The organism is Nocardiopsis sp. CC223A, from assembly GCF_030766825.1.
GTDB lineage: Bacteria > Actinomycetota > Actinomycetes > Streptosporangiales > Streptosporangiaceae > Nocardiopsis.
The window spans coordinates 151,425-177,250 of record NZ_JASFDV010000001.1 but is presented as its reverse complement, the minus strand read 5'-3'; the positions used below and the strand labels follow the sequence as shown (position 1 = coordinate 177,250).

23 protein-coding genes are annotated in these 25,826 nt (G+C 73.1%); 9 read left to right on the top strand and 14 right to left on the bottom strand.

From position 1 onward, the window contains the following. Nucleotides 1–125: 125 nt before the first annotated feature. The 3 genes from QJS33_RS00855 to pdxH all read right to left on the bottom strand — a co-directional run bounded on the left by QJS33_RS00855 (nt 126) and on the right by pdxH (nt 4,140). On the bottom strand, nt 126–2,402 hold the full coding sequence (locus tag QJS33_RS00855; RefSeq protein WP_306365860.1) for a SpoIIE family protein phosphatase: 2,277 nt from the start codon (nt 2,400–2,402) through the stop codon (nt 126–128). A gap of 143 nt (nt 2,403–2,545) precedes the next feature. After that, nucleotides 2,546–3,247: a metal-dependent transcriptional regulator gene (locus QJS33_RS00850; RefSeq protein WP_306365859.1), complete on the bottom strand. Its 702-nt coding sequence runs from the start codon at nt 3,245–3,247 to the stop codon at nt 2,546–2,548. A 239-nt stretch (nt 3,248–3,486) separates the two neighbouring features. Then, a complete protein-coding gene (gene pdxH / locus QJS33_RS00845; RefSeq protein WP_306365858.1) occupies nt 3,487–4,140 on the bottom strand; it encodes a pyridoxamine 5'-phosphate oxidase in 654 nt (217 codons plus the stop codon). A gap of 370 nt (nt 4,141–4,510) precedes the next feature. Here pdxH and serC point away from each other — a divergent pair, with 370 nt between their 5' ends. After that, the gene (gene serC, locus QJS33_RS00840) at nt 4,511–5,632 is read left to right on the top strand and encodes a phosphoserine transaminase (RefSeq protein ID WP_306365857.1); all 1,122 of its coding nucleotides are present in this window, start codon (nt 4,511–4,513) and stop codon (nt 5,630–5,632) included. A gap of 129 nt (nt 5,633–5,761) precedes the next feature. Beyond that, the gene (locus tag QJS33_RS00835) at nt 5,762–6,808 is read left to right on the top strand and encodes a glycerophosphodiester phosphodiesterase family protein (RefSeq protein ID WP_306365856.1); all 1,047 of its coding nucleotides are present in this window, start codon (nt 5,762–5,764) and stop codon (nt 6,806–6,808) included. 54 nt (nt 6,809–6,862) lie between these two features. Here the strand turns inward: QJS33_RS00835 and QJS33_RS00830 are convergent, their stop codons facing one another. Then, nucleotides 6,863–7,963, bottom strand: coding sequence for a hypothetical protein (locus QJS33_RS00830; RefSeq protein ID WP_306365855.1), 1,101 nt, complete (start codon nt 7,961–7,963; stop codon nt 6,863–6,865). Nucleotides 7,964–8,071: 108 nt separating this feature from the next. Here QJS33_RS00830 and QJS33_RS00825 point away from each other — a divergent pair, with 108 nt between their 5' ends. Continuing rightward, nucleotides 8,072–8,797 (top strand): 3-keto-5-aminohexanoate cleavage protein, encoded by a 726-nt coding sequence (locus QJS33_RS00825; protein ID WP_306365854.1) that lies wholly within the window; start codon nt 8,072–8,074, stop codon nt 8,795–8,797. Between the two features lie 128 nt (nt 8,798–8,925). On the opposite strand, the gene thpR is transcribed toward QJS33_RS00825, so the two are convergent. The 3 genes from thpR to QJS33_RS00810 form a co-directional block, all read right to left on the bottom strand. Beyond that, nucleotides 8,926–9,519 carry an RNA 2',3'-cyclic phosphodiesterase gene (gene thpR, locus QJS33_RS00820; protein WP_306365853.1) on the bottom strand — a complete coding sequence of 198 codons (594 nt, stop codon included), beginning with the start codon at nt 9,517–9,519 and terminating at the stop codon, nt 8,926–8,928. Between the two features lie 55 nt (nt 9,520–9,574). Further along, entirely contained in the window at nt 9,575–10,993 is a 1,419-nt protein-coding gene (locus QJS33_RS00815; RefSeq protein WP_306365852.1) for an MFS transporter, read from the bottom strand. Nucleotides 10,994–11,126: 133 nt separating this feature from the next. Beyond that, entirely contained in the window at nt 11,127–12,578 is a 1,452-nt protein-coding gene (locus QJS33_RS00810; protein WP_306365851.1) for an NCS2 family permease, read from the bottom strand. A gap of 220 nt (nt 12,579–12,798) precedes the next feature. Here QJS33_RS00810 and QJS33_RS00805 point away from each other — a divergent pair, with 220 nt between their 5' ends. Then, a complete protein-coding gene (locus QJS33_RS00805; RefSeq protein WP_306365850.1) occupies nt 12,799–13,080 on the top strand; it encodes a DUF2530 domain-containing protein in 282 nt (93 codons plus the stop codon). A 62-nt stretch (nt 13,081–13,142) separates the two neighbouring features. Next, complete coding sequence (locus QJS33_RS00800) at nt 13,143–14,639, top strand: class I SAM-dependent methyltransferase (protein ID WP_306365849.1); 1,497 nt, start codon at nt 13,143–13,145, stop codon at nt 14,637–14,639. Nucleotides 14,640–14,688: 49 nt separating this feature from the next. Here QJS33_RS00800 and QJS33_RS00795 read toward each other — a convergent pair whose 3' ends face one another. From QJS33_RS00795 to QJS33_RS00785, 3 genes are all read right to left on the bottom strand, one after another. Beyond that, nucleotides 14,689–15,345, bottom strand: coding sequence for an SRPBCC family protein (locus tag QJS33_RS00795; RefSeq protein WP_306365848.1), 657 nt, complete (start codon nt 15,343–15,345; stop codon nt 14,689–14,691). A 52-nt stretch (nt 15,346–15,397) separates the two neighbouring features. Beyond that, entirely contained in the window at nt 15,398–15,760 is a 363-nt protein-coding gene (locus QJS33_RS00790; protein ID WP_306365847.1) for a helix-turn-helix transcriptional regulator, read from the bottom strand. Between the two features lie 69 nt (nt 15,761–15,829). Further along, a complete protein-coding gene (locus QJS33_RS00785) occupies nt 15,830–16,261 on the bottom strand; it encodes a hypothetical protein (RefSeq protein ID WP_306365846.1) in 432 nt (143 codons plus the stop codon). A gap of 158 nt (nt 16,262–16,419) precedes the next feature. On the opposite strand from QJS33_RS00785, the gene QJS33_RS00780 reads away from it, so the two are divergent. Next, complete coding sequence (locus QJS33_RS00780) at nt 16,420–17,274, top strand: MOSC domain-containing protein (protein WP_306365845.1); 855 nt, start codon at nt 16,420–16,422, stop codon at nt 17,272–17,274. A 259-nt stretch (nt 17,275–17,533) separates the two neighbouring features. On the opposite strand, the gene QJS33_RS00775 is transcribed toward QJS33_RS00780, so the two are convergent. The 4 genes from QJS33_RS00775 to QJS33_RS00760 form a co-directional block, all read right to left on the bottom strand. Next, on the bottom strand, nt 17,534–20,605 hold the full coding sequence (locus QJS33_RS00775) for a sacsin N-terminal ATP-binding-like domain-containing protein (protein ID WP_306365844.1): 3,072 nt from the start codon (nt 20,603–20,605) through the stop codon (nt 17,534–17,536). 102 nt (nt 20,606–20,707) lie between these two features. Then, a complete protein-coding gene (locus QJS33_RS00770) occupies nt 20,708–21,463 on the bottom strand; it encodes a DUF3027 domain-containing protein (RefSeq protein ID WP_306365905.1) in 756 nt (251 codons plus the stop codon). Between the two features lie 188 nt (nt 21,464–21,651). Further along, a complete protein-coding gene (locus QJS33_RS00765) occupies nt 21,652–22,035 on the bottom strand; it encodes a cold-shock protein (RefSeq protein ID WP_306365904.1) in 384 nt (127 codons plus the stop codon). 360 nt (nt 22,036–22,395) lie between these two features. After that, on the bottom strand, nt 22,396–23,181 hold the full coding sequence (locus QJS33_RS00760) for a hypothetical protein (RefSeq protein ID WP_306365843.1): 786 nt from the start codon (nt 23,179–23,181) through the stop codon (nt 22,396–22,398). Between the two features lie 266 nt (nt 23,182–23,447). Here QJS33_RS00760 and QJS33_RS00755 point away from each other — a divergent pair, with 266 nt between their 5' ends. From QJS33_RS00755 to QJS33_RS00745, 3 genes are read left to right on the top strand one after another with little or no spacing between them, the layout of a single operon-like run. Beyond that, a complete protein-coding gene (locus QJS33_RS00755) occupies nt 23,448–25,178 on the top strand; it encodes an L-aspartate oxidase (RefSeq protein ID WP_306365842.1) in 1,731 nt (576 codons plus the stop codon). An 18-nt stretch (nt 25,179–25,196) separates the two neighbouring features. Next, nucleotides 25,197–25,418 carry a sigma factor gene (locus QJS33_RS00750; RefSeq protein ID WP_306365841.1) on the top strand — a complete coding sequence of 74 codons (222 nt, stop codon included), beginning with the start codon at nt 25,197–25,199 and terminating at the stop codon, nt 25,416–25,418. After that, nucleotides 25,403–25,702 (top strand): hypothetical protein, encoded by a 300-nt coding sequence (locus tag QJS33_RS00745; RefSeq protein WP_306365840.1) that lies wholly within the window; start codon nt 25,403–25,405, stop codon nt 25,700–25,702. Before QJS33_RS00750 ends, QJS33_RS00745 begins: the two co-directional genes overlap by 16 nt. Nucleotides 25,703–25,826: the final 124 nt, after the last annotated feature.

Genomic DNA, 25,826 nt, shown 5'->3' with positions numbered 1-25,826 from the left:
CTCACTCCGCGGGATGGGGGACGGGAATGCCGTACAAATTACCTACCTGGCCGGGGGTGAATCCAGGTCTTTTGCGTCACGAAACGCAGAGTGCCCGGCAGGTCACGCGTTCGCCCGTGCGCCGGTCAGGCCGGTGGCCCGGCGTCCCCGTCCTCCACCGGCGCGTGCATGGGCATCTCGAACCAGACCGCCTTGCCGTCCGGGGTCGGCCGCGAACCCCAGCGGGTCGCCAGCTGCTCCACCAGGTACAGACCCCGGCCGCCCTCGTCGTCCGCGGCGGCGCTGCGGATGCGCGGCAGGCGCAGGTCGTGGTCGAAGACCTCCACCCACACCCGGGAGGCACCCTTGCGCAGGCGGAGCAGGAACTCCTTGTCGCCGTCCTGGGCCTCCGCCTCGTCGGCCTCGGCGACCTCGTCCAACAGGTCGCTCCAGTCCTCGTCGAACTCGTCGAAGGAGGCGGTGCCGTCGAAGGGCGTCTCGGAGTCGCGCACCCCGCCGTCGGTGAACTCGCGGTGCACCGGGTGCGGGGTGGCGTGGATGACGACGTTGGTGACGATCTCCGAGACCAGCAGGCAGGCCAGCTCCGACTGGTCCCGGTCCATCCCCCATTCCTTGAAGGTGTTGGCCGCCAGGTGGCGGGCCTCGCCGACGGTGGAGGCCTCGGAGGGGAACCAGCCCTCCCGCAGCGCCAGTTCGTCGGAGTCGGTGCGCATGACCAGCAGCGCGGTGTCGTCGTCCAGTTCGCCCGGAACGCTGTGCACCGCCGCCTCGGCGATCTGCTCCACGTCCTTGTCGGCGACCTCGGAGACCCGCTCGGTGAGACTGCGGAACGCCCGTTCGGGGTCGCGGGCGCCGCCGACGGGGGTGCGGTCGATCAGGCCGTCGGTGTACAGCAGCAGCGTGGCACCGGTGGGCAGCCGCAGCTCCGCCTGGTGGTAGACCACGTCCTCGCCCGCGCCGCCCTTGACCCGGGTGCCGAGCATGCGGTCGTTGACCTCCAGCTCCAGGGCCTCGACGGAGTCGGAGGTGATCAGCAGCGGGGGGGCGTGCCCGGCGTTGGCGTAGGAGAGCTCGCGCGACCAGGCGTCGTAGACCATGTACAGGCAGCTGACGCTGGGGATCCAGGTGCCGCCGTCGACGGGGCGGCCCAGGCGGCGCACCCACTCGTCGAGTTCGCGCAGGATGTCGGCGGGTTCGCGGTCGGCCTGGGCGAAGGCCCGCAGGGCGGCGCGCAGCTGGCCCATGACGGCGGCGGCGTGCGGGCCGCGGCCCTCGACGTCGCCGATGACCAGGCCCACCCGGCCGGCCGAGAGCGGGATGACGTCGTAGAAATCGCCGCCCACCTGGGTCTGGATGCCGTGGCCGTGCGCCTGCGTGGGTCCGGCGGGCAGGTAGCGGGAGGCGATGGTGAGCCCGTCCTGGGGCGGGAAGCCGTTGGGCAGCAGGCTGTTCTGGAAGGCCAGGGCGGTGCTGCGCTCCTCCTCGAACAGGCGGGCGTTGTCGATGGCCAGTGCGACGCGGGAGGCGATGGCGCCCACGAGGTCGCGGTCGAAGCCGCCGTAGGTGTCCTTCTGGCGCGGGGACAGCCCGGACAGGGCCAGGGTGAGCACTCCCAGTACCTCGCCGCGAGCGCGCAGCGGAGCGGCGATCGCGGAGGTGACGCCGACCTGCCGGGAGACCATGTCGGAGCGGGTGTTGGGGGAACTCTCGAAGAGGTAGTCGCTGCTGACGACCGTCTCCAGGCGGCGCAGCGCCTGGGTCACGAAGTGGCGCTCGGGGTAGCGGACCTCGTCCCCGACGTCGAACCAGGTGCGGGCCGGGGGTGTCCACCCCTCGGCGTGCACCGAGACCCGTCTGACCAGGCGGTCGTGGTCGTAGAGGTCGATGAAGCAGTGGTCGGCGAACTGGGGCACCAGGATGCCCGCGACCCCGCGCACGGTGGAGTCGAACTCCAGGGAGCCGGCCAGCCGGCTGCCGATCCGCTCCAGCAGGCCGTACTGCTCCTCGACCCGGCCGCTGCGCAGCGCCTCGCGGGCGATCAGCGTGATGCCGTCGATCTCGCCGTCGTCGTTGCGCATGGGCACGGCCTGCGCGCGGACGTGGATCCAGGTGGAGTCGCCCCGCAGGACCGCGAAGGTGCCCTCCCAGGGCTCGCCGCGCAGGACGCGGCGGGCCAGCTGGGAGGCGTGTTCGCGGTCGGACTCGTGGATGCCGATGTCCAGCAGGGAGAGCCCGACGTAGTCGCGGCCGCCGACGAAGCCGAAGAGCTCGCGGGCGAAGGGGTTCCAGTAGCGCAGCAGGCTGAACCGGTCGATGACGACGATGGCGATCTGCGCGCGGTCCACGACGGCGGCCGTGGCGAGCGCGTCGCCTTCCCGGAAGGGCTCACCCCACCGTGTCATCTAGCCGCCACCTCGCCGTCATGAACTGCAAGCATGCCCGCCCCGGATCACCCGAACGACCGCACCTTGCAGCGAGCGTAGCAACACCGTCAACGTTCCCGCAGCGCAATGTGACAATCCTGATGAGCAACGGATCCCCGTCGTCACGGCTTGGCGACGAAGATGTGCCCGGCGATCTCCGACGTGAGATCGGTGCCCTCGCCGTCCTCCGCCAGCACCCGCACCCCGTCGTCGGTGGCGCGCAGCACGACCTCGCGCTCGGGCTGCACCCCCGCCTCGCGCAGGGTGCGCATGACGTCGGCGTCGGACTGGATCTGCTCGCTGATCCGGCGGACCGTGACGGTGGTCTCCGGCCCCGAGGCGACGTCGACCATCGGCACGATGGACTCGTCGGTGAAGGGCTCGGGCGAGTAGTCGTCCAGGCCCAGTTCGTCCAGGGCCGGGATCGGATTGCCGTGGGGGCACACCGAGGGCGCGTTGAGCAGCGTCACCAGACGCTCCTCCACGGCCTCGGAGATGACGTGCTCCCAGCGGCAGGCCTCGATGTGGACGTCCTCCCAGGGCAGTCCGATGACGTCGACCAGCAGCCGCTCGGCGAGCCGGTGCTTGCGCATGACATGGGTGGCCAGCCTGCGCCCCTCGGCGGTCATGACCAGGTGCCGGTCGTTCTCGACCCGCAGCAGGCCGTCGCGCTCCATGCGGGCCACGGTCTGGCTGACGGTCGGGCCGCTCTGGTGCAGGCGCTCGGCGATCCGGGCCCGAAGGGGGACGATGCCCTCCTCTTCGAGCTCGAATACCGTCCGGAGGTACATCTCCGTGGTGTCGATCAGCCCGTGTGCGGTCAAGACTCCCCTCCCATGACTCTGCGCCCGGCGCACGGTCACGGCGGGCACGGCAGGTCTCTCACAACACAGGCCGGGGCGATGCGATTCCCGAGAGCCGAGTGGGGACCGGGGCGTCCGCACGACCGCGGGAGCGACCACCGAATACCGCAAGCATATCGTGACGGCAAGGACCCGGAATTCCGTACGCACCCGGCCGTCGGGCCCGGTTCCGTTCCCCGCCCCGCGGCCCGGTCCGGGGTCTAGGGGGCGAGGCGGGTGATGTCCCAGGTGCCGTCCTCGGCGAGCAGGTAGCGGAAGCGGTCGTGCATGCGGTCGGCACCGCCCTGCCAGAACTCGACCTCCCGCGGGACCAGGCGGAAGCCGCCCCAGTAGGCGGGGCGGGGGATCTCGGCGTCGCCCGGCCAGACCGTCTCGAACTCGCGGTAGAGGCGGTCCAGGTCGTCGCGGTCGGCGACCGGCTGGGACTGGCGCTCGCTGGCCCAGGCGCCCAGGCGGGAGCCGCGCGGGCGGGACGCGAAGTAGCGGTCGTTCTCGGCGTCGCCCAGGCGCTCCACCCGGCCCGCGATGAGGACCTGGCGGCGGATGGGGTGCCAGGGGAAGACGACGCTCGCCCGGGGGTCGGCCTCCAGGGCGACGCCCTTGCGCGAGGTGTAGTTGGTGAAGAAGCGCAGGCCCCTGCGGTCGTAGCCCTTCATCAGCACCGTACGGGCCCGCGGCATGCCGTCGGGTTCCGTGGAGGCCAGCACCATCGCGTTGGGCTCGGCCAGGCCCGACTCGTGGGCCTCCTCGAACCACAGGTGGAACTGGGTCATGGGGTGTTCGGCGAGGTCGGCGCGGCGCAGGGGCGCCCCCAGGTAGGGTTTGCGCAGCTCGGCGGGGTCTGTACGGTCCACAGGGGGCATCTTCTCTCGCCGGGGCCCGGCCGCGCCACCCGGCCGCGGCGACGCGCGCGTCACACACGGCCGGGACCGGGGCCGACCGCGGCCTCGGTGCTCTCGGGAGTCCGGGGGGAGCCCGTGGAGCCGATGGGCTCGGACACGCGCGGGCACCCCGGTCGTGGCCGTCGGCCCGGGTCGCCCCCGAGGCGACCCCGTTGGACGACAAAGGCCACCCGTATTTCACTTATTCGGCCCAATTGTCATCGGCCCGTACCGGCCACCGCCAGAGGATTGTGATGCGGCGATCCCGCCTCACGTGTTTTCACGCACACGAATAACACCCCTGACCGGCGGCGTCACCGCCCCCACCACTACCCTGGGGACCGTGACCGAGATTCAGATTCCCGCGAACCTCCTGCCCTCCGACGGCCGATTCGGCAGCGGCCCCTCCAAAGTCCGCCCGGCCCAGCTGGAGGCGCTGGCCTCCTCCGGCTCCCGCTACCTGGGGACCTCGCACCGGCAGAAGCCCGTGAAGTCCCTGGTCTCTCGGGTGCGCACCGGGGTCTCCGACCTGTTCTCCCTGCCCGAGGGGTACGAGGTCGTCCTCGGCAACGGCGGCACCACCGCCTTCTGGGACATCGCCGCCCACGGCCTGCTGCGCGAGAAGTCCCAGCACCTGTCGTTCGGCGAGTTCTCCGGCAAGTTCGCGAAGGTCGCCAAGGGCGCCCCGTGGCTGGCCGAGCCGACCGTCATCGGCACCGACCCGGGCACCCACGGCGAGGCCGTCGCCGAGGCCGGGGTGGACGCCTACGCCCTCACCCACAACGAGACCTCCACCGGTGTGGCCGCGCCCATCGCGCGGGTGGCCGGGGCCGACGAGGACGCGCTGGTGCTGGTCGACGCCACCAGCGGCGCCGGCGGCCTGCCGGTCGACATCGCCCAGACGGACGTCTACTACTTCGCCCCGCAGAAGAGCTTCGCGGCCGACGGCGGCCTGTGGCTGGCCGTCATGTCGCCCAAGGCTCTGGCCCGGGCCGAGGAGATCGCGGCGAGCGGCCGGTACATCCCCGAGTTCTTCTCGCTCACCACCGCCATCGACAACTCCCGCAAGGACCAGACCTACAACACCCCGGCCGTGGCCACCCTGCTGCTCCTGGCCGAGCAGCTGGAGTGGATCAACGGGCAGGGCGGCCTGGACTGGTCGGTGGCCCGCACCGCCGAGTCCTCCTCGATCCTGTACACCTGGGCCGAGAAGTCCGCGGTCGCGACGCCGTTCGTCACCGACCCGGCCAAGCGCTCCCAGGTCGTGGCGACCATCGACTTCAGCGACGACGTGGACGCCGCCGCCGTCGCCGAGGTGCTGCGCGCCAACGGCGTCGTGGACACCGAGCCGTACCGCAAGCTGGGCCGCAACCAGCTGCGCGTCGCGACGTTCCCCGCGGTCGAGCCCGCCGACGTGCAGGCCCTGACCGAGTGCATCGACCACGTGCTCGCACGGCTCTCCTGACGCTTTCGGGCACCGCCCCGCCGCCGGCCGCGGCCCGGTCGCGCGAAGGGGCAGAATGGAGGTCGGTCCGTTCCCCGCGGACCGACCTCCTCTTTTTCTCCTTTTCCGGACTTCCAGGACGGGTCGACTGTGCGCAGGAACAAGTTGGATTCCCCCATCAAGATCATCTCCCACCGGGGTGCTTCGGGGCACCGGCCCGAGCACACCCTGGCCTCCTACGAGCTGGGGGCCCGGCACGGCGGCGACTTCATCGAAATGGACCTGGTCGCCACCAGGGACGGCCGGCTGATCTGCCGGCACGAGGCGGAGATCGGTGAGACCACCGACGTCGCCGACCGCCCGGAGTTCGCCGACCGGCGCACCACCCGGACCATCGACGGCCGGGAGATCACGGGGTTCTTCGCCCAGGACTTCACCCTGGAGGAGATCAAGACGCTGCGCGCCAGGGAGCGCCTCCAGGACGTGCGCACGATGAACGCGCTGATGGACGGGACCTACGAGATCCCGACCCTGGAGGAGGTCATCGACCTGGCGTTCTCCCTCACCGCGGAGCTGAAGCGGCCGATCGGGATCTACCCGGAGACCAAGCACCCCTCCTACCACGTGTCCCAGGACCTGGAGCTGGAGCCGCCGCTGATCGCGGCGCTCAAGGAGGCCGGGCTGACCGGGCCGGAGCCGCGGGTGCCGGTGTTCCTCCAGTCGTTCGAGGCCGAGAGCCTGCGCAAGCTCGCCGGGACGGAGCTGCCGCTGGTGTTCCTCATGGGCACCGAGGAGCACTGGCGGCACTACACCACTCCGGACGGGCTGGCCGAGGTGGCGGCGTTCGCGCACGCGATCGGCCCGGACAAGGCGCTGATCGCGCCGGTCGGCGAGGACGGGGACTTCACCGAGCCGACCTCGCTGGTGGACGACGCGCACGAGGCGGGTCTGCTGGTGCACCCGTACACGTTCCGCAGCGAGAACCACTTCCTGCCGCCGGCGCTGCGCTCGGACGGCGACGCGGGCGACTACGGCTCCTTCGCCGCGGAGTACGAGCTGTTCTTCGAGCTGGGCGTGGACGGCGTGTTCACGGACTTCTCCCGGCACGCGTTCCTGGTGCGCGAGCACTTCCTGGACGCCGGGCAGGCCGCCCAGAACGGCCAGGGCGGCCAGGGCGGCCAGAAGAAGGGCGGCTGACCCGCCGCGGCCGGTCCCCCGGCCGCGGGCACCGGCCGCCGGGGCGGCCCCGGTCTAGGGGCGGCGGGCGAGTAGGACGATGCCGCCGATGAGCAGGACGGCCACCGCGGCGCCGCCCGCGAGGAAGGGCACCGCGCTCCCCCGCTCCCCGTCGTCCCCGGCCGGCTCACCGGCGGCCTCCGACGGGGACGCGCCCTCCTCCTCGGCCCCGGCCTCCCCGCTCCCGGCCTCCCCGCTCCCGGCCTCTCCGCTCACGACCTCCCCGGTGCGGAAGCGCTCCTCCAACGGGACGCGCCAGACCGGGGCGGCCGGCCCCTCGGTGCCCGCCATGAGCTCCGTACCGTCGGGCGTGAAGGCGATGGACTCGCCCTGGTCGGACTCGGGCAGGTCGAACCCGCCCAGCGAGGTGCCCGGCACCCCGTCGGTGGAGTCGTAGACCGTCACCCCCCAGTAGGTGCGGATCACGTACCGGGTGCCGTCCGGGCCGAACGCGGCGTCGGTGGCGAACAGCGGCGCCGAGTCGATCCGTTCCAGGGTGTTCACCCCCTCGGGGTCGATCTCCTCCGGGGCGGCGTACAGCCCGCCGGCGAACTCCTTGGAGACCACGTACAGCCGCCCGTCGCGCGGGTCGATCATCATCGACTCGGCGTCGCGGCCCCCGTCGGCGTAGGAGAACGTCAGCACCGTCGGCTCGACGGTGGTGTCGGCCAGCACCTCCGGTTCGGTGAACCGGTAGACCCGTACCTCGCTCCAGCTCCCGCCGAAGTTGTCGCCGATGTTCCCGATGTGGACCGCGGGCTCACCGTCCGGCCCGGGGGCGACGGTGATCGCCTCCCAGTCGCGCCGCTCCAGGGCCAGGGTGACGGTGGCGACCGTGTTCCCCTCCCCGTCCACCGCGTACACCTCGGTGGGGTGGTCACCGCTGTCGTTGTGGGTCCACCACACCCCCTCGTGCCGTAGCGAGGGGGCCAGTCCGCTGGACTCCGAGATCCGCGGGTCCTGGAAGGTGAAGGCGACCTCCGACCCCTCCGGCCCCTCGCCGCCGCGCGGGTAGTCGAACCCGGTACCCCCGTCCGGGATCTCCGGTTCCGCCAGGGCGGGTGCCGGGAGGAACACGGACAGCGCGGCCAGGGCGCACACGAGCGGTCGTCTCATGACGGACATCCTGCCAGGGGACATCGGTTCGGTTGCGCATCCGGGACGGCTTTTGCACACCGGTATGAACGGGCACATTCGGCTTACGGAGTGCCGTGAGGAGTATCCATGAGGATCGTCGCATGTCTGAACGGGGACCGCCGCCCCGGAGCGCACCCCTCCCTGCCCGTTTCCGTGGACCAGCTGCTGACCGACGCCCACGCCGCGGTGGCCGCCGGGGCGACCGCCCTCCACGTGCATCCGCGCGATCCCGGGGGCGCGGAGTCACTGGAGCCGCAGGTGGTGGGTCCCCTCATGGAGCGGCTGCGCGCCGAGGGCCCCGACGTCCCGGTGTCGCTGACCACGGCGCTGTCCGCCCAGTCCGACCCGTGGCGGCGCTACGACCTGGTGCAGCGCTGGGCGTCGTCGGCACTGCCCGACTCGGTGACGGTGAACCTGCACGAGGCCGGGTCGGTGGACCTCATCCACCTGCTGGGGGACCGCCGGGTGGCGGTGGAGGCGGGGGTGTGGACGGTGGAGGCCGCCCGCATCCTCATCGCCACGCAGGTGCCGGTGGCGGCGGTGCTGGTGGAGCCCACCCAGGTCGCGGTGGCGGACGCCCGACGCAACGCGGATTCGATCCTGTCGCTGCTGGATCGGGCGGGGGTGCGGGCGCCGCGGTTGCTGCACGGCTCGGACGCGACCGCCTGGCCGATGCTGGAGGACGCGCTGGACGCCGGGTTGGACGTCCGGATCGGCCTGGAGGACACCATGCGGATGCCGGACGGTTCGGAGGCGGAGGACAACGCGGCGCTGGTCGCGCACGCGGTGCGGTTGGCGGCCGCGGCCGCCTGAGGCGCGCCGCGGCGGTCCGCGGTCCCGGCCGGCTCAGTCCAGCAGGGCGCCGACCAGCACGATCAGCATGATGGCACCCAGCACCACGGGCAGCAGCCACCGCTGTTTGTGGTTGTTGGTGAGCATGCTCATGCCGTGCTCCGCTCTGGTGATCGTCCCGGGTCTGTTTTCCAGCGTAACGCCCAGGTCCGGACGGTTCGGTAGCGGTCCTCCCGTCCGGGGCGGCTCTCGACGAGGTGCACGTCACGCGCGGGCCAGGGGGCGTGCGGGCCGCCGCCCAGCTCCGCGAGCAGATCGGTGAGGTCCCGGGGCGGGCGGCTGCGGGCCACGGTGAGATGCGGCACGTGGGCGCGGTCCTCGCCGGGCAGCCCGGCGGTCACGGCCGCGGCGCGCAGGTCGGCGGTCAGTGCCGCGAGGGCGCCGGTGTCACCGCCCACCCCCGCCCAGAGGACGGCGGCGCGGTCGCGGTGGGGGTGGGGGAAGAGGCCCCAGCCGTCGACGGTGAGGTCGAAGGGGGCGTGTCCGCCGACCGCCGCGCCCAGCGCTCCGGTGAGGCCGGGCAGCAGCCCGTCGGGGACCTCGCCGAGGAAGGCGAGGGTGAGGTGCCAGTCCTGTGGCGGGGTCCAGCGCAGGTCGGGGCTGTGCCGCAGCCCCGGCTCGCGGGCGCCGCGGACGGCGTCGACGACCCCGGGGGGCGGTGTCAGTGCGACGAACAGTCTCATGCGGGCATCCTCGCATCCGTCCCCGGCCTTCGCGGGCCGGGGACGGTCGGCCGGGTCAGCCGGGACGAGAGGCGGTGAGGCCGCCGCGGCGTTCGGAGGCGGCGGGCGTCCCGGCCACACCCTCCCCGGCGGCGGCAAGCCGTTCGGAGGCGGCGGGCGTCCCGGCCGCGCCCCCCTCGGCGGCGGCAAGCCGTTCGGGGGCGGGCCCGTCGGCTCCCGGCTCCGCCGGGGGCTCCGGGCGGCGGCGCGGGAGCAGGTCGCGCACGCGCACGCCCTTGACCCGGAAGAGCGGCACGGCGAGCACCGCGACCACGAGCACCGTGAACGTGCCGCCGATGACCATGCTGGTCTGCGGTCCGAAGGCGTCGGCGAGGAAGCCCACCACCGGGGCGCCGATCGGGGCCACGCCCATGAACACCAGCAGGAACATGCTCATGACACGCCCCCGCATGTGCGGTTCCACGGTGAGCTGGAAGGTGGCGTTGAGCGTCGTCACGTAGGTCATGAAGGCGATGCCCATGGGCACCAGCACCACCACGAACGCCGAGTAGGTCGGCATCAGCCCGGCGATGACCTGGCCGACGCCGAACACCATCGCCCCCACGAGGACGAGCCGCAATCGCGGGCGCTCGCGGCGCGCCGCCAGCAGCGCGCCGACGAGGGCGCCGACCGCCAGGCAGGCCGCGGCCACGCCGAACGCGGCCGCCCCGGTCTCGAACACGTTGTTGACCATCAGGGCGATCTGGGTCTGCCCGTTGGCGCCGAAGAACTGTGTGCACGCGGCCAGCAGGAGCAGCAGCACGAGGTCCCGGCGCCCGCTCACGTAGGCCAGGCCCTCGCGGATCTGCCCCTTGCCCCGCGGCACCGGCTCGGTGGGGTTGAGCTCGGCGGTGCGGATGAGCAGCAGCGCCACGATGGTGAACCCGAACGAGGCCCCGTTGACGAGGAAGACGGGGCCGCTGCCGATCCAGGCGATGAGCAGCCCGGCGACGGCCGGTCCGGTGACCCGGCCGAGCTGGAAGCTGGCGCTGTTGAGGGCGATCGCGTTGCTCAGCAGCTCCCGGTCGACCATCTCGGGGACGAAGGCCTGGCGCCCGGGGTTGTCGAGCACCGTGATCAGCCCGAGCCCGAAGGCGAACAGGTACACGTGCCAGACCTGGGCGGCTCCCAGGGTGGCCAGCACACCGAGGGCGACGGCGAGCAGGCCCATGGTGCTCTGGGTGAACACCAGCAGGCGGCGCTTGTTCAGCCGGTCCACCAGGGCCCCGCCCCACAGCCCGAAGAGCAGCATGGGAAGGAACTGGAGCGCCGTGGTCATCCCGAGTGCGATGCCGCTGCCGCCGCTGAGCTGGAGGACCAGCCAGTCCTGGGCGATGCGCTGCATCCAGGTACCGGGGTTGGAGAGCAGTTGGCCGAGCGCGTACAGGCGGTAGTTGCGCACCGACAGTGAGCGGAACATGGCGATACGCCGCATCAGTCCCTCCCCGGGGCGGGGGGAGGGACTGATGCGGTCACCGGAACGTTCCGGGCGAAAAGAAGTAAACGGCGTTGACTCATCACCTGGGTCAACGCCGTTCACCGTGGCGGGAATTCCCGCCTCACCGGGTCTAACCGATCAGCGCGTAGATGGGCGCCTCGGCGAAGTGGACGAGGAAGACCACCGAGATCAGCCACAGCAGGGGGTGGACCTGGCGGCCCTTGCCCGTGACCAGGCTGACGAAGGCGAACGTGAGCAGGCCGAACCCGATGCCGTTCGCGATCGAGTACGTGAAGGGCATCATGATGATGGCCATGAAGGAGCCCAGGCCGATCGCCGGGTCCTTGAAGTCGATGTTCACGACCTGGGTCATCATCATGAAGCCCACGATGACCAGCACCGGGGTGGCCGCCTCGAACGGGACGAGGGACACCACCGGGGTGAAGAACGTCGCGAGGAGCATCATCGCGCCGGTGACGATCGGGGCGATACCGGTCCGCGCGCCCTCACCGACGCCGGCCGCCGACTCGGCGTAGAGGGTGGCCACGGAGGCCGAGCCCAGACCGCCGAAGAGGGTGCCCAGGGAGTCGGCGACCAGGACCTCGCGGGTGCCCGCGATGTTGCCGTCCTCGTCGGCCAGCCCGCCCTGGTGGGCGACACCGACCATGGTGCCCATGGTGTCGAAGAAGTCGGCCAGCAGCAGGGTGAAGATCAGCATCAGCACGGTGGCGAAGCCGATCTCCGACCAGCGGCCGAAGACGTTGAGACCGCCCTCGGCGAACAGGCCGACGAGGGAGAAGTCGGGGAGGGCGACCAGGTTGCCCACACCGGTGGGCAGCGCGGGAACGGTCAGGCCCCAGCCGAGGCCCTCGCCGCCGTCGCCCAGGGCGGTCTCCACGGCGATGGCGAGCACGGTCGCGATGAGGATGCTCAGCAGCATCGCGCCGCGGACCTTGCGCACGTAGAGGGCGATGGCGATGAGCAGGCCGATGACGAAGATCAGGATCGGCCAGCCCTGGAGGCCGCCGTTGCCGAGCTGGACCGGGGTGCCCTCGCCCGCCTGGACGAACCCGGCGTTGACCAGGCCGATGAGGGCCAGGAACAGGCCCACGCCGACCGCGATCGCCATCTTCAGGCCGGGCGGGATCGCGGCGAAGACAGCGGTGCGGAAGCCGGTCAGCACCAGGACCAGCAGGAGCAGGCCCTCGACGATGATCAGCAGGAAGACGTCGGACCACGGCATCAGCGGCGCGACCCCGTAGGCGACCACGGCGTTGAGGCCCATGCCCGCGGCGATGGCGAACGGGTAGCGGCTCACCACGCCCATGAGAAGGGAGGAGATCGCCGCGACCAGGGCGGTCACGGCCGCGACCTGGGGGATGCCCAGGGTCTCGCCGTTGACGTCCTCGGCGGTGCCGATGATCAGCGGGTTGAGGACGACGATGTAGGCCATGGCGAAGAAGGTCGCCAGACCGCCGCGGATCTCGGTGCCGAGGGTGGAGCCCCGCTCGGAGATGTGGAAGTAGCGATCGAAGGGCCCGCGGGGGCCCTTCGAGATGGGGGATGTGCTTGAAGCGCTCACGGTGTCAGCCTGACCTGGTCGTGTTACCGGACAACTAGGATTCTGGGCCAGATTAGTTGCATCTTCATACAACGATAGACACGTGTTTCACACGAGTTTCATAGAAAACACCATATGCTCGGATGATCCAGTGATCGGATGTGACGAAGATTTCCCTGCTCAGCGCGCTTGGCGCCACCACTCCATGGAGTGGTCGGGGGTGTACGGCTAATCTGGGGGCGTGCGCAAACCCCGTCGGCCGGACCCCGAAGTTCACGAGAGCGACTACCGCGTACCCGCCGCGCTCGGCACCGCGGCCTGGGCGGTCGCGCTGATCGTCCTGCTGTTCATGGGCGACGCGCTCCCCGAGACCGAACGCTGGTGGATCGGCGTGTGCGCGACCGGCATGGGCCTGGGCGTCTTCGGCTTCCTCTACATCCCCCGCCTGCTGCGCAAACGGGCCGAGGCCGCCGAGCGGGGCGCCGACCGCGGGCCCGCCGCGCACGACCGGTCCGCCACCTGACCCGGCGCCGCGCACGACCGGCCCCGAACGCCCTGGTGGATCCGGTGACCGATAATGAACGGGTGCCAGAGACAGCCTTCCCGCGCGGACTCGCCGAACGACTGCGCGCCATCCTCATCGACGCCGACTACACGGTGTCCGGCGTCCGCGACCGGTTGGGCGACGCCGCGGCCCGTGCGCTGGCCCGCGAGGAGCTCGTCCCCGCGCTGCGCGCCACCGGCGGCGAGGAGCGCCTCGGGCTGCTGCTGCGCCTGTGGTGGCTGCGCAGCCCCATCCCCGTCCGCGCGGCCCGCGCCATCCTCCCCGTGGACGAACTCGCCGAGGCCGGCCTGGTCACCGTGGACGACCGCGCCGACGGGCCCGTCGTGCGCTCCCTGGTCCACCTGGGCCCCTGGGAGCTGGAGGAGGGCCGCCCCGGCTTCGTCGTCTCCGACCCCAAGGTGCGCCCCGGCGTCGGGGAGGTGCCCCGGCCCGACCACGTGGTGGGCGCGGGCGGCGCCTCGGCCACCCTGTCCCGGCTGATCGTGGACGGCCCGGTCGAGCGCGCGCTCGACGTGGGCACCGGCTGCGGGGTGCAGGCCCTGCACCTGGCCTCCCGCGCCCGGGAGATCACCGTCACCGACCTCAACCCGCGCGCGCTGCGGATGGCCGCGATCAGCCTGGCCCTGTCCGGGGTGCACGACGTGCGCCTGCTCCCGGGGTCGCTGTACGAGCCGGTCGCGGACGAGCGGTTCGACCTGATCGTGTCCAACCCGCCGTTCGTCATCACCCCCGACGCCTCCCGTTACACCTACCGGGAGTCCGACCTGCCGGGCGACACGGTCTGCGCCGAGCTGGTGCGCCGGGCGCCCGCCCACCTCACCGAGGGCGGCTGGTGCCAGATCCTGGCCAACTGGGTGCACTCCGACGGCGACGACTGGCAGGACCGGGTCGGCGGCTGGGTCACCGGGGCCGGCTGCTCGGGCTGGGTGGTCCAGCGCGACGTGCAGGACCCCGCGGAGTACGTGGAGCTGTGGCTGCGCGACTCCTGCGAGCAGGGCACCCCCGAGTACACCCGCCGCTACGACGCCTGGCTGGACTACTTCGAGCGCGAGGGCATCAAGGGCATCGGGTTCGGCTGGATCAGCCTGCGCAACGACGTCGCGCAGGACGCGACCGTGCGCGTGGAGGAGCTGCGCCACGACATCGAGCAGCCGGTGGGCCCCTACCTCCCGTCCGTGGTGGACGGGGCGATGACGGCGCACCGGCTGACCGACGCCGCGCTGCTGTCGGCGCACGTGGCGCTGGCCCCGGGTGTGGTGGAGGAGCGCATCGGCGTCCCCGGTGCCCCGGATCCGGAGAAGATCGTGCTGCGCCAGCGCGGCGGGCTCCACCGGGTGGCCCGGGTGGGCACCGTGGAGGCCGCGCTGGCCGGGGTCTGCGACGGGACGATGCCGGTGGGTCCGCTGCTGGACGCCATCGCCCAGCTCATCAACGAGGACCCCGCGCAGGTGCGCGAGCGGGTGCCCGAGGCCCTGCGGACACTCATCTCGGAGGGCTTCTTCACCGTCACCCGCTGAGCGCCCGCCCGCCGCCTCCCGCTCACGGGCGGACCACGGCCGCGGTCCCCTACTCGGGGGCCTCCCCGGGGGCCTCGTCCGGCGCCTGGGTGTAGAACGCGATGGTCCGCTCCGCGGAGGCGCGCACCGCCTCCGGGTCGGCTCCGGCGGCCAGGTGGGCGGCCTCCCAGGCGCGGGCGCTCGACTCCATGAACCGGATCGCCTCGGGCGAGGTGCCCCACTCGTCGATCTCCGCGGGGATGTCGGACCCGGTCTCCAGGTGCAGGCCCAGGCCCAGGACGGACAGGTCCCAGCCCACGCCCACCGCGCCCGGACCGAACCGCTCCCAGAACTCGCTCAACGGGGCCACGTGCGCCAGTTCGAACCGGGTGCGCTCCTTGCCGCCCTCGGCGGGCAGCGGGGTCAGCGTCACGTGGACGTCGCTGCGCGCGCCGCCGAACTCCCAGCTGATGTGGAAGGATCCGGGCGGGTCGCAGGCCAACACGGTGCCGCTCGCGTTGCCCTCCACCCGGTACTCGCCGCCGAGCTCCAGGTCCCCGTGGACGGGGGCGAACCAGCGCGGAAGGCGTTCGGGGTTCGTGCAGGCGTCCCAGAGGTCCTCGACGCCGGTGGTGTAGTCACGGGAGATCGTGACGGTGCTCTCGTCCCCCGCCTCGGTGATGGTGACCGTGCGCCCGGCCTCGTCGATCCGCTGCTGAACATCCATGGTCCACTCCCCTGTCGGGTCGGTTCCCGGTCCGGCGTCGTCCGGACCGGGGTCACCCCGAGTGCCGCCCTTCCTCCCCGTCTCCGGAGGTGCGGCGCTCGCGGTCGCCTCTGGCGAGTTCGGTCTCCAGTGCCATCAGGTGCGGCTCCCAGCGGGCGGCGAAGCGCCGCAGCCAGGCGTCGACGTCGCGCAGGGGCGCGGCGTCCACGGCGTACAGCCGCCGGTTGCCGTCCCTGCGCACGGTGGCGAAGCCGTTCTCCCGCAGCACCCGCAGGTGCTGGGAGACGGCCGGTTGCGAGATGCCGAACTCGGCCCGGACGACCTCCGTCAGCTCGCCGGAGGCGCGCTCACCCTCGTTGAGCAGCTCCAGCAGACGCCGACGCACGGGGTCGCCCAGGACGTCGAAGGCGTGCATGGGACCACCATATAAGCATCAGATTATATAAGCCAAGACTGATCTACTTGTGTCGTGCGGCCCCGGCGGTCAGCCGGTGAAGACGATCACACCCGAGCCGACCTCCTTGCCGCCCTCCACCAGTTGGAACGCCGGGGTGTCCGGGTGGGCGGCGACCGCGTCGTCGCACTCCAGCCCGATGCGGTGCGTCTCCCCCGGCGGGAACTCGCGCAGCTCCACCGGCAGCTGCGCGTAGCACGTCGTGGACTGCTCCTCGTACTCGAACTCGACGGTGGGGCGGTAGCCCGAGAAGAACGAGGTGCTCCGGCCGCCGTCGCCGGAGGCGGCCATCGTGAGCTCCACCGTGATCTGCCGGCCGGGCTCGAAGGTCTGCTCGCTGCCCGCGGGCGGGGCGCCCTCCTCGACTCCGCCGTTGCCGGAGGAGCCCGGGTCGTCGGAGGAGCAGCCCGCCACCGCGACGAGGGCGGCGGCCGCGAGCAGGGCGATGGGGATCGTGCGCATGGAGGGGTCCTGTCGGTTCGGATGTCGGCGGGGTTGGTTACGCCAGGGAGGACGTACCGGATCGTGCCCCGGTTCCTTCCAGGCCTCGATGAGAAGTACAGCGGGTACGGCGCCCGGGGGCAAACCGGGGGTCCCCCTCATGCGCTAGCGTGCTCGGCATGGCCCGAATCTCCGAACTCGTCCATTACCCGGTCAAGGGGTGCGCGGGAGTCTCCCTGGACACCGCGGAACTCACCCCGGCCGGCATCCGCCACGACCGTTCCTTCATGGTCGTGGACGACTCCGGCGACTTCCGCAGCCAGCGCAAGGACCCGCGGATGGCCCGCATCCGCCCCGAGGCGGGCGAGGGCACGCTGCGGCTGGCCACCGACGGGATCGAGCCGCTGGACCTGGAGGTCGACCCCGACGGCCCCCGGCTCGGCGTCACCCTGCACAGGCAGCCGTTCGTCGGCGTCGACCAGGGCGCGGCCGCCGCGGCCTGGCTGACCGAGGTGTTCGGCGCGCCCAGCCGCCTGGTCCGGGTGCCCGAGGACCACAGGCGGGAGAGCGGCGGGCTCACCCCGGGCACCAGCGGCTTCGCCGACAGCACCGCCGTGCTCATGGTCTCGGAGTCCTCCCTGGACCTGCTCAACGGCCGCATCCTGGAACGCGGCGCCGAACCCGTGCCGATGCGCCGGTTCCGCCCCAACATCGTGGTGTCCGGCTGGGCCGAGCCGCACACCGAGGACCTGGTCCGCGCCGTCCGCCTGGGCACGGCCGAGCTGGGCTACGCCAAGGTGTGCATCCGCTGCGCGGTCACCACCGTGGACCAGGGCACCGGGGAGAAGCGCGGCCCGGAGCCGCTGCGCACCCTGGCGGGGTACCGGCGGGCCGACGAGGGCGGTGTCTCCTTCGGCGCCAAGTTCGCGGTCACCCGGCCGGGTGTACTGTCCGTCGGCGACGAACCGGAGGTCACCGCCTGGGGCGAGGCCGAGTCGGGCCTGGGCGGCCGTCTGGCCGAGGTGCTCCAGTAGCGCCCCTTCGAGCCTCCGCTCCGCTTCGGCCCGCCCGTCGCCCGCCACCACCCTCAACGGACGGCCTGCGGCCACGGACTTGCCACCTTGCTCGGCGCCACTGGAGGGCGGGAACCTTCGTCCCCTCCGTCGCGGTCCTCGCCCGCCCGTCGCCCGCCACCACCCTCAACGGATGGCCTGCGGCCAGGGACTTCTCCTCGAAGACCGCTCCTCCGGGGCCTCCGGAACCCCGCTGGCGCCTCGCTTCGGCCTGGCGCGCTCACTGCTCCAGGTCGGCCTCGGCCAGCAGCAGCGGGGCCGCGTCCGGCTCGCGCAGCGCGGCCGCCAGGAGGTGGCGGCGGTCCCACTGCTCGGCGCGCCAGCACAGGGCGCGGGCCAGGCCGTCGACGGAGGAGGCGTGCACGACGCCGTCGCCCGCGTACCACTCCACCTCGACCCCGTCCACGACGAGTTCCGCGTGGTGCAGGTAGGTGCGGTCCGGCTGCTCCCCCTCGGGGTCCAGGAACAGGTCGGCCACCGCCGGCACCTGGCGCAGCGTGCCCCCCGCGGAGACCTCCCCGTCCACCGACTCGCTCGCCAGCTCCAGGTCCAGCACGTCGGCCAGCCCCTCCGGGTCGGCGGCCAGGACCAGCGGCCGCTCCGCGAACAGCGGGAGCAGGTCCGGGGAGTCCACCACCACGGCCTCCTCGGCGTCGGCCACCACGATCGCCCCGCCGAGCACGGCACGCACCCGCGTGGGCGGGGTGACCAGGTCGGCGTCCACCCCCGCCAGCGCCGTCCAGATCCGCAGCAGCGCCGGCCGGTCCACGTGCCGCTCCGGGTCGGCCAGCCGGGCCAGCAGGTCGTCCGGGCCCTCCGGGTCCGCCAGCAGTTCGGCCAGGGTGGTGCGCACGCCCAGCGCCCGGGCGAACTCCGGGTCGATGTCGGCGGGCGCCTCGTCGTACAGCCCCGACAGCGCGGGCTCGGCCTCGGCGGCGCGCAGCTCGGCCGGGGCGGCACCGCCCACCAGCGCCCGGGTGCGCAGCCACCAGGCGGTGTAGGACGGCACGTCCGCCACCCGGCCGTCGGGCAGGAGCACCCGGGCCGGGTCGGTCACGGCCTCGCGCAGCGCACCCCGGGAGAGCATCTCCAGGGCCTGCGGCCAGCGGTCGTCGGCCACGTAGTCGAGGTCGGCCACACAGACCAGTTCGGGGACCACCGGCGGCAGCTCGGGGTCGCCCACCCGTTCCAGGACCTCGTCGGCCCACTCGTCCAGCGCGTCGGGCGCCTCCTCGAACACGTCGAGGACGTCCTCGCCCAGTGCGGCCTCCTCGGCGCGCACCAGGGTGAACTCCCACAGCGCGCCGACCGCCCGCAGCACGTCGGTGCCGTACCGGTCCACCAGGTCGGCGTGCACGGTGCCGAAGGGTGCGTCGTCGGCCAGCACCTCGCCCAGCGGGGCGCCGGGGACGAGCAGCTCGGCGGCCACCGAGTAGCCGTCCTCGTCGTCGCGCAGCGCCAGCTCGGCCAGCCAGGGCGCGTCGGCCACGGTGGTCCCGGAGGCGGCGACCAGGCCCAGCACGGCCTCGGCCAGCGGTTCGGGGTCCTCGGCGTCCAGGGAGCCGCGCACCGCCGCCTCGGTGCGCGCGTCGGCCAGCACCGCGGCCGGGCCCGCCTCCACCGCGCCCAGGCGCAGCAGCAGCGGGTGGACGGCCCCGGGGTGCACCAGCCGCACCCCCAGCGCGGCCAGGGCCTCGGCGTCGATCCGGGCCGCGCCCTCCTCAGCGGGGACCAGCAGGGACCGGGGGCCGCGCACCAGGCGTCCGTCGGCCAGCGGCACGGGCAGCGCGCCCAGCTCGTCGGTGTCCGCCCCGGCGGCCAGCGCCGCGTACAGGCCCGCCCACCAGGACGGCGGCCGGACGGTGTCGGCGAGCAGGTCGGCGATGTCGGCGGCGCCCAGCCGGTGGACGCGCAGCGCCGCCAGCCCGGGGTGGCGGGGGTTGAGGCGGCCGGGCAGCAGCCCGGGGATCAGCTCGGCCAGGACCGCGGACAACCCCGCTCCCCCGGTGTCCAGCAGCACCGCCTCACCCGGGGCGACCGGCGCCCCGGACTCGGTGGTCAGGAACGGGGTGGTGCGCAGGGGCCCGGCGACCCGGGCGCGGAACCCGGCATCGACGTGGCCGCCGCCCACCCGGGTACCGGGCACCAGGTCCAGGGCGACCGCGGCGTCGAACCGGCGCAGCAGCGCGCTGTAGGCCTCGGCGGCCTCGGTCAGCAGCAGGTCGGTGGCCGGTCCGGGCTGCACCGTGCGGCGGTCGCTGCTCAGGGGGAAGGTGCCGATGAGCACCGCGGCCAGGTCCAGCCCGGTGTCGGTGGGGGTGGGCGCGTGCACCACCGGCTCCACGTCCGGGGGCAGCGGGGCCACGCCGCCGTCGTCGTCCACGGGCACCGCCCAGGTGAGCGACCACGCCGTGCGGCCGCGCTCCTCGGTGGGCCGGTCGGCGAGCAGGGCCGGGTCGAACTCCCCGGTGCGGGTGAGGGTGCGCCAGCGTGTGGTGCGGGTGCCCTCGGCGTCGCGCAGGGTCGTGACCGGCTCCCCGCCGTCCGCCTGGCGGGTGGCGACGCGCTCGGCGCCGTCGACCAGGACACGGATCTCGGCCAGTCCGGGCAGGGCCAGCAGCAGGGCCTCACCGGTTCCGGACAGCAGGTCGCGCACCCGGTCCCGGGCCGCGTCGTCGCGCAGCAGCAGCGAGACGACGGTGTCGTAGCCCGCCACGTCCGCCGCCCCGCCGGCGGCGGCCCCGTCGACGGCGAAGGGCAGACGCAGCATGGGCACGTGCCCTCGGCGGCGCTCGATCTCGGCGGCCAGCCCGGCCGGGTCGGACCCGGCCAGCGCCTCGGCGACGGCGGCCCGGGCCAGGTCGGCGCTGAAGCGGACGGCGGCCCCGGCCGAGCTCAGGGTGACGTCGTCGCTGAGCGCGGCCACGGCGGAGAACCCCACGCCGAACCGGCCGACGGAGTCGTCCCCACCGCGTTTGGTGGAGGCCCGCAGGGTCGCCAGCGACTCCACGCCCTCCGCGGTGAGCGGGGCGCCGGTGTTGGCGGCGACGAGGCGGCGGCCCTCCAGCGACAGCAGCAGCCGCCCGGGGACGCCCGCGCGGCGGGCGGCGTCGGCGGCGTTCTGGGCCAGTTCGACCACGACCCGGTCGCGGTACCCGCCGAGGGCGAAGTCCTCCTCGGCGTTGGCGTCCTCGCGGAACCGGGCGGGGGCGTCCGTCCACGCGGCGAGTACGCGTCGGCGCAGTTCGGCGGTGTCGTAGGGGTCAACCCCGGTGGCGAGCGGCTCGGCCATTGGTGGTCCCTCCTGGCGGCCGGCACGGCCCGGCACGATGCACATCAGACCCTAGCCCACCCTTGGTCGGGCGAGGTGTCGGGACGTGCCCGGGCCGGACCGTCAGGAGTCGGAGGCCACCAGTTCCAGCTCCGTGGTGTCGTCGAAGACGATGTGGTCGTAGCCCATCTCGTCGACGACGGGGGCGACCGGCTCGTTGCGCGACTGCGGCATGCGGACCTCGGAGTGGGCGCCGCAGCCGTGGTCCAGGGAGACCACGCGGCCGTCGTCGGGCGCGAACCCGTTGGTGCACACCCCGAACATCTGGCGCAGCTCCCCGGCGAGCGGGGTCATGAAGCCGCAGGTGATGCAGCGGGCGGGCGCGGCCTCGGCGATCGGCGTGCGCGGCCCGGCCTCGCCGTTGTACCAGCGCTCGGCGGCCTGCTCGCGGCCGGTCTCGGAGAGCACCTGCTTGCGGCCCAGGCCCAGCTCCCAGACCATCTGCCGGTCCACGCCGTCCTCGTCCAGCTCGCTGTCGGCGACCTGGGCGTAGCCGGGCACGAGGCGCTCGTCGTCCTCGTCGGTGGGCAGCAGGTCGCCGGGACCGAGGTCGCCGGGCAGCAGCCGCTCCTTCCACGGCACCCACTCGGGTGCGACGAGGGCGCCCTCTCCGGGCAGCAGCACGACCTCGTTGACCGTGACGTCCTTGGCGCGCGATGCGCGGACCACGGTGACGGCGTAGGTCCAGCCGGGGTACGCCGGGTCGAGGCAGGTGAAGTAGTGGGTGATCAGACGGGTGTCCTCGACCTGGGGAGCGAGGTGCTCACCCACCCATTCGGGTCGCCCGACCTCGGCGGCCACCGAGCGGGCCAGGTCCACCGCCTCGATACACGCCTTGTCAGGTACAGGAGAACGTCGAGAAGGGCTCACGTTCCCCATTCTCACTGATCCACGGCACCGATTTGACCACAACGCGGGTCAAGGTTCGTCCGATACACCCTCTTGGTCGGCCCTTGGGGACACGGAGCGGCTCCGGTCCGCGGACCGGAGCCGCTCCGTTCAGGGGGTCAGGCCTCCAGGTCGTCGGCGACGACCCGCAGCACGGCCGCGATGCGGGCGGCCTCGCGGCGCTCGGGGTGGCGGTCGCGCCGGTACCCGTTGGAGAGGCCTTCGAGCAGCTTGATGAGGTCCTCGGTGATGACCACCATCTCGTCGGGCTTCTTGCGCCGGGCCTTGGCCACCGAGTGCTGGGTGTCCAGCAGCTTGACCTGGAGCGCCTGGGCGCCCTTGCGTCCTTCGGCCACCCCGAACTCGACCCGCTGGCCGGGGCGCAGCGTTTCGGTGCCGGGGGGCAGTGCGGTGGAGTGCACGAAGACCTCTCCGCCGTCGTCGCGTGTGAGAAAACCGAAACCCTTACCGCCGTCGTACCACTTGACCTTGCCGGTGGGCACGTAGGACCTCATGCTTTCACTCGTTGCCGTCAGCCTGAATGCCAGGCTAATGCCCGGGAGTGACGGAACGCGAGGGAAAAACCGTCCCCCCGGACACGCGGAACGAGGCCCGGATGCGGCTCATCCGGGCCTCGTGTGTTCCGGCGGCCCCTCCCCGCGGGTGCGGAGTACGGGACGGGACTCGGCGGAGATACCGGGCCGCCAGGAACGTGGTGCGGAGCCCGGACTGGACGCCGGGCCGTCTCACCGACATGGCCACCACCGAAGCGAGAACGGCGGTGTACGCCTTGAGTACCCGAGATCACGTGCTCGAACGCGCGGTAACGGGCCGACCGGAAAAGGTTATTCCCCTCCTTTTGCCTACCGATGACCGGCGGGCCGCGAGGAGGCGCGCCGCCGCTCGGCCGCCCGCGCCGACCGGGCGGCCCGCGGGTAGAGGCAGCCGACCGAGAGCAGGGAGCCCAGACCCAGCCCGATCACGCCGTAGTCGGCCAGGGAACGCTGGATGTACTGGTCGACGAAGTCGGCCTCGCCGTTCCACAGCACCATCCCGGCCAGGCAGGCCAGCAGCGGCACCAGCACCGCGACCCACTTGTCCCGCACCCCCCACACCCGGCTGAGCAGGACGAACGTGATCCCGAGCACCCACAGGAAGGACAGCCCCCAGCCCCAGGGCGCGGTGGCCAGCAGCAGGGCCAGGGCGACCAGCTCGCCGGGGTGGTGGCGCAGGCACAGCACGATTCCGCGCAGGACGCCGGCCTCGCTGCGCGCACCGCCCTCAAGCCGCATCTCGGTGCGGCCCGGCCCTTCCAGCAGGCCCATGATCCCGCTGCTGGGGCCGCCCCGCCAGGGCGGCGGCGGCCGGTCGGCGTGCCGGGGCTTGGGCGGGATGAGCTCCTCGTCCTCGATGTCGAGGTCGCGGCCGGCGAGCTCCCGTTCCACCAGGTCCTGGGGGGATCCGAAGCTCAGCAGGATGCCGCGGACGGCGTCCACGCCGTCGTCGGGCGCGGCGGCGCGGCGCGCGTCGATCCGCGCGCGCACGGAGGTGAGGTAGGCGGTCCGTTCCCTGGCGGTCAACCGACCGTGCAGGACCAAGCCGACCTCGGACAGATAGTCGAGTACCAATTGTTCCGAGCGCTGGGTCATGTCCCCATAGTGGCGGAGGATGACCTGCCTTTTAAGCCCCTTTTCCTATTTCGGTCGACTAATGCGGGCCGTATACGGTCCGTGACCGGGGGCTGTCGGGGCAGCGGGGCCACGGGGGCACGGAGGGGCACAGAACGGCGTCCGTGACCGGGGCCATTCACCGTTGTGCCGGTGATCACCCCCGCCGCACGTCACGGAACGGACCGCCCACGAGGTCTGTACGGGTGAAGGGGTAAGGACCACCACCTCGAACCGGAGGCAGTCCCATGGACATCTCGGAACGGCGGACCACCACATCCGTCCTCGTCATCGGCACCGGCGGCGCCGGCCTGCGCGCCGCCATCGAACTCGCGGAGCGGGGAGTGGACGTCCTGGCCGTGGGCAAGCGCCCCCGGTACGACACCCACACCGCGCTGGCCGCCGGGGGCATCAACGCGGCGCTGGGCACCATGGACCCGCAGGACACCTGGCGCCAGCACGCCGCCGACACCCTCCAGGAGGGCTACCTGCTCGGCGACCCGCGCACGGTCCTCACCGTCACCGAGGGCGCGGCCCGCGGGATCGAGGACCTGGAGCGCTACGGGATGCGGTTCGCCCGCGAGGCCGACGGGCGCATCTCGCAGCGGTTCTTCGGGGCGCACACCCACCGCCGCACCGCGTTCGCCGGGGACTACACGGGGCTGGAGATCCAGCGGACCCTGGTCGACCGGGCGGCCCGGCTGGAGGTCCCCGTCCTGGACGACGTGTACATCACCCGGCTGCTGGTCGAGGACGGCACGGTGTTCGGCGCCTACGGGTTCGGGCTACAGGACGGGACCCGGCACGTGATCCTCGCCGACGCCGTCATCCTGGCGGCCGGCGGGCACACCCGCATCTGGCGGCGCACCTCCTCCCGCCGCGACGAGAACACCGGCGACTCCTTCCGCCTGGCCGTCGAGGCGGGCGGCCGCGTCCGCGACCCCGAGCTCGTCCAGTTCCACCCGTCCGGGCTGCTGTGGCCCGAGAACGCGGCCGGGACCCTGGTGTCGGAGGCGGCCCGCGGCGAGGGCGGCATCCTGCGCAACGGGCAGGGCGAGCGTTTCATGTCCCGCTACGACCCCGAGCGCATGGAGCTGTCCACCCGCGACCGGGTGGCGCTGGCCGCCTACACCGAGATCAGGGAGGGGCGCGGCACCGAGAACGGCGGGGTGTGGCTCGACGTCTCGCACCTGCCCCAGGAGACGATCCTGGAGCGGCTGCCGCGTGTGCACCGCACCCTGCTCGAACACCAGATGCTCGACATCACCGAGTCGCCGATGGAGATCGCCCCGACCGCCCACTACTCCATGGGCGGGGTGTGGGTGCGGCCCGGGGACCACTCCACCGACGTCGCGGGCCTGTACGCGATCGGCGAGGCCGCCAGCGGCCTGCACGGGGCCAACCGGCTGGGCGGCAACTCCCTCATCGAACTGCTCGTCTACGGCCGCCTCACCGGTCGGGCCGCGGCGGAGTACTCGCTGGGGCTGGCCGCCCACCGGCGTTCCGCCGAGGAGATCGGGCGGGCCCGCGCCGAGGTCGACGGCCTGCTGGCCGCCAAGGGGCGTGAGAACACCCGCTCCCTCCAGCGCGCCGTGCGCACCCTGATGACCGAGCACGCCGGGGTGGTCCGCGACGAGGCGGGCCTGCGGGCCGGGCTCGACGCCCTGGACGGGGTCGAGGAGCGCATCGGCGGGCTGGGGGTGCACCCCGACCTCGCCGGGTTCCAGGACCTAGCGCACGCCTTCGACCTGAAGTCCATGGCGCTCTCCGGACGCGCCACGCTGGAGGCGGCGTTGGAGCGCCGGGAGACCCGGGGCTGCCACAATCGGTCCGACTTCCCCGAGACGGACCCGTCGCTGCGGGTCAACCTCGTCTGGTCCGGCCCCGGCAAGCTGGAACACGAGGAGATCCCCGCGGTCCCCGCGGAGATCGCGGAGCTGATGCACGAGGTGTCCAGCACCGGAAAACTCGTCGAATAACGAGGAGCCCACGACCCCATGCCGTCGCGGGAGTCCGAGCACGACGCCGCCCCGGTCACTCCCGGACCCGACCTGGAAAGGGCCGGGGCGGTGTTCCGGGGCGTCCGGGGCCGCCTGTTCGTGATCGCCTACCGGGTCCTGGGGTCGGCCGCCGAGGCCGAGGACGTCCTCCAGGAGGCATGGATCCGCCGGCAGGCCTACGACCGGTCGACGGTGTCGTGCGCGTGGCGGACACGGTGATGCGGCCGATCGCCGCCGCGGACGTCTCCGCCGCCGTGGCCGGGGGCGCCCTGGGCGCGCCGACCGGCGGCGTGACCGAGGTGGCCGGACCGGAGGAGATCACCATGGAGGACCTGGTCCGGGCCCGCCTCGCGCTCGACGGCGACCCGCGCGAGGTCGTCGCGGGCAGGGAGAACCCGTACTTCGGCACCGTCGTCGAGCCGGGCGCCCTGCTGCCCGGCGCGGGCGCGACCATCGCCACCACCCTCTACGAGGACTGGCTCGCCGCCCGGCCGGCGCGGTGAGTCCGCGGTCGAGGCGACGCGGTCGCCCGGCCGAACGGGTGTGGGGGACGGGCGGGGCCGCAGCCGTCTCGCCGGGACCCGGAACATTCCGGGATCCGGCCCCTCCCCGGTGCCGTCCCGGCGG